This window comes from Massilimicrobiota sp. An105 (assembly GCF_002161155.1).
Lineage (GTDB): Bacteria > Bacillota_I > Bacilli_A > Erysipelotrichales > Coprobacillaceae > Allocoprobacillus > Allocoprobacillus merdigallinarum.
The window spans coordinates 1-11,711 of the sequence record NZ_NFLY01000058.1; the positions used below are offsets into that span (position 1 = coordinate 1).

9 protein-coding genes are annotated in these 11,711 nt (G+C 27.9%); 5 read left to right on the forward strand and 4 right to left on the reverse strand.

All coding sequences use genetic code 11. The features are described 5' to 3' along the window. Positions 1–394: 394 nt before the first annotated feature. Both B5E48_RS12205 and B5E48_RS12210 read right to left on the reverse strand, forming a co-directional pair. Complete coding sequence (locus B5E48_RS12205) at positions 395–1,627, reverse strand: hypothetical protein (protein WP_087305333.1); 1,233 nt, start codon at positions 1,625–1,627, stop codon at positions 395–397. Between the two features lies 1 nt (position 1,628). Further along, on the reverse strand, positions 1,629–2,330 hold the full coding sequence (locus B5E48_RS12210) for a LytR/AlgR family response regulator transcription factor (RefSeq protein ID WP_087245718.1): 702 nt from the start codon (positions 2,328–2,330) through the stop codon (positions 1,629–1,631). A 480-nt stretch (positions 2,331–2,810) separates the two neighbouring features. On the opposite strand from B5E48_RS12210, the gene B5E48_RS12220 reads away from it, so the two are divergent. Continuing rightward, positions 2,811–3,086, forward strand: coding sequence for a hypothetical protein (locus tag B5E48_RS12220; RefSeq protein ID WP_143747026.1), 276 nt, complete (start codon positions 2,811–2,813; stop codon positions 3,084–3,086). Between the two features lie 822 nt (positions 3,087–3,908). Next, the gene (locus B5E48_RS12230) at positions 3,909–4,481 is read left to right on the forward strand and encodes a DUF3800 domain-containing protein (protein WP_087305339.1); all 573 of its coding nucleotides are present in this window, start codon (positions 3,909–3,911) and stop codon (positions 4,479–4,481) included. A 265-nt stretch (positions 4,482–4,746) separates the two neighbouring features. On the opposite strand, the gene B5E48_RS12235 is transcribed toward B5E48_RS12230, so the two are convergent. Together B5E48_RS12235 and B5E48_RS12240 are read right to left on the reverse strand one after the other, a co-directional pair. Continuing rightward, the gene (locus B5E48_RS12235) at positions 4,747–6,441 is read right to left on the reverse strand and encodes an ATP-binding cassette domain-containing protein (protein WP_087305341.1); all 1,695 of its coding nucleotides are present in this window, start codon (positions 6,439–6,441) and stop codon (positions 4,747–4,749) included. Beyond that, positions 6,413–8,470, reverse strand: a complete 2,058-nt coding sequence (locus B5E48_RS12240; RefSeq protein ID WP_087305343.1) for an ABC transporter ATP-binding protein/permease — start codon at positions 8,468–8,470, stop codon at positions 6,413–6,415. Before B5E48_RS12240 ends, B5E48_RS12235 begins: the two co-directional genes overlap by 29 nt. A 337-nt stretch (positions 8,471–8,807) precedes the next feature. Between B5E48_RS12240 and B5E48_RS13745 the strand changes: the two genes are divergently transcribed. The 3 genes from B5E48_RS13745 to B5E48_RS12250 all read left to right on the forward strand — a co-directional run bounded on the left by B5E48_RS13745 (position 8,808) and on the right by B5E48_RS12250 (position 10,696). Further along, positions 8,808–8,984 (forward strand): hypothetical protein, encoded by a 177-nt coding sequence (locus tag B5E48_RS13745; RefSeq protein ID WP_164483560.1) that lies wholly within the window; start codon positions 8,808–8,810, stop codon positions 8,982–8,984. A 27-nt stretch (positions 8,985–9,011) separates the two neighbouring features. After that, the gene (locus B5E48_RS12245) at positions 9,012–10,058 is read left to right on the forward strand and encodes a virulence RhuM family protein (RefSeq protein WP_087298208.1); all 1,047 of its coding nucleotides are present in this window, start codon (positions 9,012–9,014) and stop codon (positions 10,056–10,058) included. A gap of 131 nt (positions 10,059–10,189) precedes the next feature. Next, positions 10,190–10,696, forward strand: a complete 507-nt coding sequence (locus B5E48_RS12250; RefSeq protein ID WP_087305345.1) for a helix-turn-helix domain-containing protein — start codon at positions 10,190–10,192, stop codon at positions 10,694–10,696. Positions 10,697–11,711 lie beyond the last annotated feature (1,015 nt).

The following is an 11,711-nucleotide window of genomic DNA, read 5'->3' on the forward strand; positions in this document are numbered from 1 at the left end:
CTATAACCTTACTGTAAAATCAGAATTTCATTATTGATCAGATTCATCGGAATAACTGGTCAGAATAATCAGAATGTTAGGAACAATATTGGTTGATTAGGAATATCGGAATAATTGGTTAACTTGAGCAGAATAATCAATAGCAGATGCCATACTTGATAGAATAGTAACGTCTTCATATACTATTCATATAAAGGGTGACAAATCAATGAGAATACAAAAAAGGGTTAATAAAAAGATGCCACTATGGTCAAATCTATAATGACTATTTTATCATCACACTAGTGTGATGACGTCATCAAAAGAGTGAAACAGTGTCATCTTTTCAGTGAAATACTCAAAATTCTTACTTATATTCAAGTAGAATTTGATTGCCTATATAATGAGTAACAAATTATGTTTTATTAAAATTGATAATTAATTTAATTTTAAATTTTTGTTCTTTTGAAATATCAATTATACAATGATATTGAGATAATATAGAATATAAATTATTTTTAAATTCTTCTAAATTTAAATTAACATATGGAATAATACATTGAATAATAAGATTATTTGCTATCATTTTTGACTTTATTGCTATAATTTTATATTCATCTTTTTCTATGAATTGGATTTGTTTTTCACTAATATCAAATATATAATTAAAAAAATAGAATTGAGTATTAAAATCTATGATGTTAATTTTTTCATCCTCAATTGTAGTTATGCATTCAATATGATTGCTTTTAAAACTATTTAATCGCATATTTAATAAATAATTAAGAACAATAGAATTTGAATAAATTGAATTAAATTCTTTATATGTTTTATCCATAAGTGCATTTAGCTCTATTTTAGCACATTCAAGATCTTTATTGTTTAACAAGCGATAAATATCAGAGTATGAATGAATAAGATCATGTAAAAAATTAAAGTTATATAAATAGTGTTGACTCATCAAACTGAATTTTTGATCCAACGCTTCAGATTTATACTTTTCAATTTTAAGATCTGTTTCGACTTTGTGAGTATTAATTATCATAATAAAAATAACAATGGTCAGTAAATAGGATACTATACATAGAATTATTATAATTCTATATTGTCGAGGATAATCTTTAAATACATGGAGATGTTGATCTTCTGCAATCATCAATAATATTGTAATTACGGGTACAATAAATATTAACCAGCTATACTTAGGAAGGTTATTGAATTTAATGTATTTTGATATTTTAATATAAGATACTGTAAAAACGCAAAGCATAATAAAAGAAATAATTAAGCCTAATAAATGTGAATATGTTAAAATGTTTGAAGGTATTGAGAAATTGAATACATTGCTTAAAATAAATCCAACCAAAATTTCTGAAAAAATTTGAAATGTAAAAAAAGGAATCAATACAAAACAATGTGTAAGAAGGCGCCCCGTATATTGAATAAAAATATAAAATGTATAGATGATTAAAACAAATAGTGCTTTATTAGAATTAATACCATTGATATTTTGTAAACAAATTGAAAAATAGGTCAATATAAAAATAATATATTTAATGTTATGATTATATCTTAATGTTAGAAAATTATGGGCAAGATAGTTGAATAATGATAGAGATAATAAGTCAAATATGAATATCAAAATCACTTTAAAAAACTCCTTGTAAATATTTTGTGAATTCTATTTCTAAAGTATGTTTACAATTTCTAGACAATGGAATAGTTTCATCAGTTATAAGATATATTTCATTTTTCCCAAATGCACTTATATGTTCTAAATTAACTATAAATGACTGATGTGAATATGAAAATCCATATTTATGTAACTTTTGATACCAATACTTTAAGGTGTAAGGAGTAGGATATATTTCGGTAGTGAGAGTATGAATGTATGTTTTTCTATTAAGAACTTCAACATATAGTATATCATTGTAATGTATTTTTTTATTAGCAATTTTCTCATCGTAAAAACCAAGATACTTTTTTAAATATTTTTCAACAATATTTTCCATTTCAATATTAAAAATTTCTTGAGAAATAGGCTTTAAAAAATATCTATCTGCATGTATTTTATATCCTTCAATTGCATATTTAGAGTAATTTGATACTATGATAATTCGACATTCATGATATATATTATTTAACTTTAAACCAATATCTATTCCATTTGTATTTTTTATTTGAATGTCTAAAAAAAGAATATCATAATCTTTAATAATATTAAAAAGTTCTTGAGTAGATGTACATATTTTTATTATATAATCTAAATTTTTTTGATTAAAGTAATGGTTAATGCATGTTAATAATTGTTTAATGTCATTTTTATCATCATCGTAAATAAGTATCTTCATAACAGTACACCCCCTTTATTATGATTAAATAATAACAAATTATTTAAAAATATAAAATAGTATTTAGGAATGTTTAGAAAAATATACCTCTAAAATCATGTTTACAATACTGAATATGGTAGCAAAATACATGATGTTAAATATGAAATTGTTAAAATTTAGATAAATAATAATTGAGATTGCAAGGAAGATTGAAACGAGAAGAAAAAAGTAAAAAACGACAATTATATCAATTAAGATTATTGCTATTATAGGGATTATTATAAATTTATGGTTAATTCTATGAGTTTATCAGTTGAATTGTCTAAAGAGATAGATTGTACTGTGAAAGATAATTTTGAAACAATGATAGAGACTAACAAATATTCTCCTGGAATGTATGAAGATATAAATTTCATCTTTTCTGTATCCGCTCACCATGCTTTTGAATATACAGTTGATAATAATTACATTAAAAAATAAAGCATATATATTTATGGCATGTTTTACATTGAACAGTATGAAGATAATGGAAATTCTATCAATGGATATTTAGATTATATGAAAGTAACAATGAAGAAAAATGGTAATCAATATAAATTAGACAAAGTCTGGACACCTAAAGACGGAGATCAATATCAAACATCATTATTAAAAGAATTCCCTATTAATACATGGAGTCGAATATTGTTGACGAGAGATAGATATAGACTTGAATTGGTTAAAGAAGGTAGGCAACAATATGAAGAATATATACTGGACAACAGTAAAAAATAATTAAAATGAAAAATTAAAATTAGAACTTTTTAAATCTTATATTTGTTTATGTTTATTTATTAGCTTCCTCAATTGAGTTGTCATTAATTCAATGACCTTTAATTCATTAGATATTATAAAATTAATGAGATATGAAGTCAAAATAGATGTCAAGCATATAGTCATCAGACTAAAAAGTGCTGAGAAATTTTTTGGACTTCATAATCTTACCAAAGATGAATCATACAGTGAAGAAAATATCAAGCTTCGTATTTTCAATAATGATATTGCTTTTCAAAATACTGTACAAAAAACAAAACCTATAATATATCACTATCAGGGAAATATCAAAAAATCAAAAATGATAACAGGATTTCGTGTCCTGTATGTCCATTATATGTTTGAAATGGGAATATTGCCCAAGAATGCACCTCATAAAAGTAAGGTGCATTTTTTTTGAAGGAGGATTTAAGATACATGGATCAAATAACAAAGGAAGCAACTCTATTATGTAAAAAAAGAAGAGTCAATTGTCAAGAATAGACTGGAATCACTTATTAAGGAACAAAAGTGTGTCTACAACAAAATCAGATGTTGTAAAAATCCTGATACAAAAGAGAAACTTCAAAGAGATGTGTATAGTCTTTCCAAAAAAATTAAGGAATTACGAAAGGCGGTGAGGCTTTATGAAGGGATAGAAAATCGTTCATTGAAGATGAGAGACATTATGAAATCAATGAATGAAAGACAAAATGATACACAATTCAACAGCTTATATAGAAATGCAGAACGATAAATGATAAAATGTAAAAAGGCTATTAACAAGAAAGAGGAAACCATATAATGATATTATTTGTTGATGAAACTGAATGTGAGGATTATTTTATTGTTGCTGGTTTATTGACCGTATCTAAGTCTATGACAGATATGACCTATAAAAGATTTAAAAAAAAGATTAAGACTATGAAGTTATCTGAAAAAACTAAACAACAAATATTTTTAGAATTTAAGGGTGTTCTATTAGATAGACATTATCAGAAAATAAAGATAAAGATGTTAAAAGAACTCAATGATATGAAATACAATGTGTATTTTGCCTCATACATTAAAAAGGATAAGTCATTTAAACAGGAAGACAAAGAAAAACAGTATATCTTTCTGTTAAGTAAAATTGTTAATTCAATTGATCAGGATATATCTATTATTTTTGACACATTTAATAAACCAGACTTTGAAGATAATATAATCAATACCATAAAATTGCATTCTAATGTTTTATCAATTATTCCGTGTGATTCTAGAAATGAGCCAGGGTTACAGTTTGTAGATAATTTATGCAGTGTAATCAGGCTAAATAAATCGAAAAAGGAAAACGATTTCTATTCTCTTATTGAGAATAACATTATTGAAGTTTGATGAGAAAACCATATGAACATTATGTTGACATAACTTAACAATAATGGTATATTCTAAGTAGAAAAAGAGTATATTCTTTATAGGTATGATTTTCTGGCGTCTTGTCGCTGGATGTGCAGATTGATGCGGAATCATACCTTTTTTCTTTAGGTAATTTAAAATAACTTGCGGTTGTGGGTTTTTGGATTATCAAAAAATAAAGAAGTTCTGATAAAAACAGAACTTCTTTATATGTATTTTAGATTTTTAATGAGAACATCATGCTTTATTCATCTTGTGATATTTTAAGTATTGTTGATATATGTGTGACTTTTAAAGCATTCAATCTTAGTTTTAAAACAAGTATATATAAAAGCGTTATTCCAAGTATAAACAGTATCATTACTAATGATTCATCAATGCCACATACATAGGTAATAAGACATTCAATTATTGGTAGTGTAAGAAAACATAGCAATATTTTGACTTGTTTTTTTAAATATAGTTGTTTCAATAATGATAATGGAATTCCTAATGAATACATGATTGAGATGTTTTTTTGGTTTTTCTTCATATTTTTCAAGATATCATAAAACAAAAAGCATATGTTCATCACAAATAATAATATTTCTACAATGACAAAGATAATATGATAAAAATGAAATTCTTTTTGTTGAATTATCCAATCTGTAAGAATACTGTGGTAGACTGATATGTTTTTTTGATTGCTGTATTGCTCATATACCTGATCGACATCTCCATCAATGATGATTTCATAGGATAAAGTTTCACTGGTTAATAGATCATACTGAGTTGGATATTTTAAGGAATAAGGGGTGTCTTTTAATTTATTGATCATATAATCATATGAGTAATAAATCTGCATTTGATTGACATCCTTTTCTTCAATGATTTCTTTGATAATGAATGTTAGAGGGTAACTTTCTTCTTGTAACTGATAGGATAATTCAATAGTTGAACCAATTTCCTGTTGCAGAGCTTTAGCAAGCTTGTCATTGATAATAATTTCATTATCATGAACTCGTGAAGCATCAGGACATGGATAAACATTGACTTTTTTTAGTTGATGATTGATTTCTAAAGGTTGGAAAGGAATCAACAGATGGTTATTCTCTATATCTTGTAGAGAAGATGTATAATCTGTAATATATAGGCTTCGATAATTAAGGGCATCATGACCATGTTCTTGCATGAACAAAGAATAATCAATTTGTACACATACAATCTCTATAAGAATGAGACATGTTAGTATCAATGACATGATGGTCATCTTTTTATGAAATATCTTATGGAAATAATAGCGAATAGATTGTTGATTGTAATTTGGTTTTGGGGATATTTGAAGTTTATCGTTTTGTGATGATGAAATGCAATATAGTTGATAATCTTTTATTTCATAGCAGTAATCACTATATTCCATCATCAGCTGTTTTTCATGAGATGCAACAATGACAGCACAATGGTTTGAAAGTTTTTTTAGTAAATCCAGAACAATTTTTTTATTTTCTATATCTAACGATTCAGTTGGTTCATCACAGATAATAACTTGTGGTTTTTGCATAAGAGCTCTTGCAATACCAACTCTTTGTTGCTGACCAGCAGAAAGTTCATATGGATAATGATCTTTGATTTCCTGCAAGCCTAATTGCTGCATGATTGAATCCATAGAAACATCTTCATTATATATATCTTCTAACATCTTTAAGTTTTCATATACTGTCAATTCATTAATAAGTTCATAGGTTTGAAAAATACTTGTTATATGAATATCCTTATCTATAATTCTTTGACCACTATCTATCTCTTCATAACCAGCTAAAATATTAAGTAATGTTGATTTTCCACTCCCACTTTTTCCACATAAAAGATAAAATCCACAATTTGAAAAATCAAAAGATAGATTCTGAAAAACGATATGATTTCCAAATGATTTATGAATGTTTTGAAGTGCAAGTTGCATAATAATAAACCCCTTCTATGATGATAATGAGAGTTGCTGTAATAAAGAAAGTCAAAAGGTATGATAAAAGACTATGTGATGAAAGAAGTGGATAACCGAATTGAGCAGCAATAGTATTCATTAAATTGTAGAGAATTGTAGAGAAAATCATCTGTAAAGCAAAAGCAGTAAGTAGACTTAACCCAATAATGATTCCGTAAATGATGAATGGCTGATAACCATAATGCTTATAAATATAAGTTTCTTTTCGATAACGTTTTCTATCGAAAAATAGTATTAGAATATAGATGACTGTCAATGCAAATAATCCACCACCAACAAGCAAATAGAAATAGAGAGTTTGGTGATTTTCAGCGGCTTGCTCATCAGCTAGGATGGAATCTGTATAAACAACAAATTCACTTTTATTACTGTTTAATGTTTGATTGATATTTTCAGCAATGGCTGTTTCATCCTCTTGGACATCACTGATAAAAGATACATAAAGATATTTGACTTTATCCTTGTTAGTAATATGGTGATCACTTAATAAATCTTCCATCGTTCCTTCTTGTAAAAAGATCATATAATCATCTTTGTTTTGAGCATAAGCAATGCCTACAATTTTGAATTCTTCAGATAGACCAGGGCTATTCATATTCAAGACTTCTTCCGTGCCAATGAGCTGTTCCATGCTATCTAAATGTTTTGCCTTATAAAGTTCTAAGGCAAGATTTTGTGAAATGACAACCTCTCGATTGTTTTCCGTCATTCTTCCTGCTAATAAATCTATTTGACAACCTTTAAACAGTTGATAAAACTGGACTTTGAATCCATAATTAGAAAAATGAACTAAATCAAGAACAAAACCATACTCTCCATCTTGAAATGTTTCAATGTTTCGATAATCCATGTATAAAGGAATATCTTTTGGAAAAGATTGGCCACTTTCGCTTTCATACAGTTTGACATCATTTTCTAATATGGATAGACATGTTTGATAAAAATCTTTATTTTGATCTTCTGGTTTCATTGTTGATATAGCTTCTCTTATATCATCAATATACATTTCCGGATAAAATACAGAATTAAAATTCACTTGTGCTGCTTGCCAACCAAACTGGTATCCTATGACACCATTGATATTGTCCTTGACAATTTGAATATCTTGATCATCATATAAATCACCAGTTTTTGAGGACATCTGATGGTCTCGACTTTGGGTAATAATGAGATTATCATGTGTTTGCCATTTTCCATTTTGATGAATCATCTGATCTAGAGAAGGGAACAAAGATACACCAACAAAGACAAAACATCCAATCAAAAGGATAGATAATATCTTAACCAGTAAAGATACATATCTTGTCTGAATTGTCTTTATAATCATAGAAAAATGTTCTTTTATATGATGTAAAGAAATATCTTTTTTTAGGATTCTAGGTTCATCTTGATAATCGTAATTGCTATCTTCAATAATACCTTTTCCCATATGAACAACATGTCCAGTGTATTCATCTATGAGGGCTAATTCATGAGTCACAATGATAACACCTTTTTTGAGTGATACTTCTTTCAATAATTCCATAACAAGATGACTATTTTCATAGTCAAGAGCTGAAGTTGGTTCATCACAAATAAGATAATCACAATCTACCAGTAAAGAACGAATAATCTGTATTCTTTTTTTCTGACCTACTGATAACTTTTTAACTTTAGAGTCCATAAAATCATTTAATTCAAAATGTTTTAACATATCTATTATTTTTTTTGGATCATTATTAACCAATAACAGATTATCAAGTACACTCATGTTTTCTATGAGATTGAGATTTTGTTCGACACATTCAACAAGACCACAGTTTTCAACTTGTCCTTCATAATCTGTATCTTTGCCAGATATGATATTTAATAGTGTTGTTTTTCCACAACCACTTGGTCCTATGATATATGTTATGCCATAATTTGGAATCATTAAATTAATATCTTTTAAAGCATGAATAACATTGTTTTTATTATGATAAACTTTTGTAATTTGAGTTAATTTCATTCTATGCACCACGCTTTCAATAATTCTATTAATATTTTATCAAAAATAGAATTATTATACTATTTATTTTGTTAAAATATAAAAATATATATTATATTTTTGTTTATGACTTATTAGCTGTATAATATATGGCTAATATGGAGAAATAAAAACTATTTTTTATTAAAAAATTATTGAAAGAAAAAGGAATTATTGTTCGTGTTAGATCCGATAGAAAACTTTGGGTGAACACTCTATTGATGAAAATTATTATTTAGATATGATATCAAATGATAGTATATGTTATAATTAAGAATATAGATAAATTACAATTTGTGATAGATTAGGAGGTGGAAGAATGTATAAAGCAGTTGTTATAGAGTATTCTCCAAAAGCTGATGATATGGCACAAAAAGTAGAAGAAAAAGCAAATAAAATGTTACAAGATGGTTATGAGCTAGTTACTATGTCAATTACAGGAACAGCAAAAGCAATTTTAGTATTTAAAAAAGGTTTGAAAAAAAGTTTTATATAAATTCTAATTTTATAGGAGGTATTTAGTTTGACGAAAAAGAAAAATGAAATTAATATTCGTTCAAGTGCAGCAGAGTATCTTACCTATGTTGCTTCTATCGGGAATCAGAAAGATAGCATTGAAATGCGCTATGAAGATGAGAATATATGGCTGACACAGAAAATGATGGCTGTTCTATATGGGGTTGATGTACGTACAATAAATGATCATATAAAAAAAGTGTTTGCCGATTCAGAATTAGAAGAATCAGCAACTATCCGAAATTTTCGGATAGTTCAAACTGAGGGAATGCGTGAAGTTCGAAGAAATACAAAACATTATAACTTACAGATGATTATTGCTGTTGGTTTTAAAGTAAATAATGAACGTGCTGTACAATTTAGAAAATGGGCAAATAATATTGTCAAAGATTACACTATTAAAGGTTGGGTAATAGATGATGATAGGCTTAAAAATGGAGGCTCTGTACTTACAGTAGAATATTTTGACCGATTACTTGAGCAGATACGTGAAATTCGTTTATCCGAACGAAGATTTTATCAAAAGATTACAGATATATATGCGACTTCTCTAGATTATGACCGTACAGCAAGTACAACCAAACAATTTTTTGCAAAGGTTCAAAATAAAATGCACTATGCAGTGCATGGACATACTGCAGCTGAGCTGATTTATGAAAGAGCAGATGCCAGAAAAGAACATATGGGTCTTACAACATGGGCAGCTGCTCCAGAAGGAAAGATTGTAAAAAGTGATGTAAGTATTGCTAAAAATTATTTAAATGAACAGGAAATGCGATCACTAGAACGTATTGTATCTGCGTATCTTGATTTAGCAGAAGATCGTGCAGAAAGACATATCCCAATGACTATGGAAGATTGGAGCAAACGTTTAGATTTATTTTTAATGGCTGATGATCGTGAAATTCTCAAAGATGCAGGAAAAATAACTGCAGAAATTGCAAAAACTAAAGCAGAAACTGAATTTGAGAAGTATCGTATTATTCAAGATAAACAATTTATCTCTGATTATGATAGATATTTATTAGAATTAGAAGAAAGTATAAAGGAATAGTTAAATTAGAATTTCCCAATTAAATCCCGGTAGACATGATGTGTCTACCCTTAAATTGCGGCAATTCTCGCTTTGTGTCGTGGCATTTATTATGTGGCTCTGTTATGATTTTTGCGAAAGGAGGACTGCGGATGGACCAGCAAAAAATAGGTAAATTTCTTAAATACCTTCGCAAGGACAAAGGGTTGACTCAAGAACAACTGGCAGAGCATTTTTGTGTTTCTTCCCGAACCGTTTCACGATGGGAAAACGGAAACAATATGCCGGATGTGGATATTCTCATTGGGCTTGCAGATTTCTATGAGGTAGATTTTCGAGAACTCATTGATGGAGAAAGGAAGAACGAGAATATGGATAAAGAAACAAAAGAAACAGTATTAAAAGCGGCAGAGTACATGAATGCGGGAACAGAGCGATATACGAAGCGTGTACACTTACTTTTACTGGCAGGGGGAATCTTTTGGTTTGTGGCAAGTTTGATTAGCCATACGGAACTAAATAATAATGCAGTTCTAAATGGAGTTTCAAACTTTGCCGAAGGTGCCGCAATCGGAATGATTTTATGCGGTATTGTTTTTACAAGTCGTTATGGACAAAGAATAGAAGCCTTCAAACAGCGTTTACTTAAAAGGCAGTGACAACTTCCAGTTTATAGATTAATGACATGATAACAAGTTATTGCATAAAAAATTCTGATCATAAAATCAGTACTTTTTAAAATTTTGTATTTTTTGTACTTATTTACAAGCTTCTTCGTTTGAATCTGCATCCCAAATTTCGCTGAAAAATCAAGCCTTTTTGAGTTTTTATAGTTCCTAGAGTCTCACAAAATCAGTTAGAAAATGATGAAAAAAATTTGTGTGCAACTCTCGAAGTCTGTAATCGTCTCAGGAAGTCTTTGTCTCATGAGTATTACTAAATCAACTATTTTTACTAAAATAAAAATGTAATAAAATAAGAAAACAATTATAAATATGAGTCATGAGCTATATACTATAATATGAAAAGAATTATATCTAAACATATAATATTATGGAAATTTAAACTTATTTATGTTATATTGTCTATAGAAGATAATTCTTCTCTAAAACGGAGGACCATAGCCTGAGTTGGAACCAGTAAAAGGGAGTTACCATAGCCTTAGTTGGTAGATTTAAGTTTTTAAACAGAGAAGGTCTTATGACTTTTCTCTGTTTTATTTTTATTAGTGAGGAGGTTATAGATATATGCGTTTATTTAAAAGAAATTCAAAAAATAAGTTTGTTTATACCTCAACAAGAAGAAGTATTAGGTACAGTTTTGAAAATTAATGGTTATATCTATTTTTTACCTATAATTTAACTTCAGTTAAATTTATGCAAATAAAAAGCCATGATTTTCATCATGACCAATGGAGTCAACTTAGTAAGTTGGCTCTTTTTTATTTTTTTGGAAATAAAAGAGTGTCTTTTTTACTTGTAGTTAAGTATAGTTATCTATTTATTATCTTATTTCCTTTACTTTTGTTGTATAATGTAGTTAAGAAAGAAGGTGTTTCTATGTTCGTTAGAGTTATCAAAAATAATAAGGGTAAGAAAAATACCTGTTTTTGCGCACTCGTTGAATCCTATCGTGATTCTTCTGGCGTTCCTAAACATCGTGTCCTTATCAACT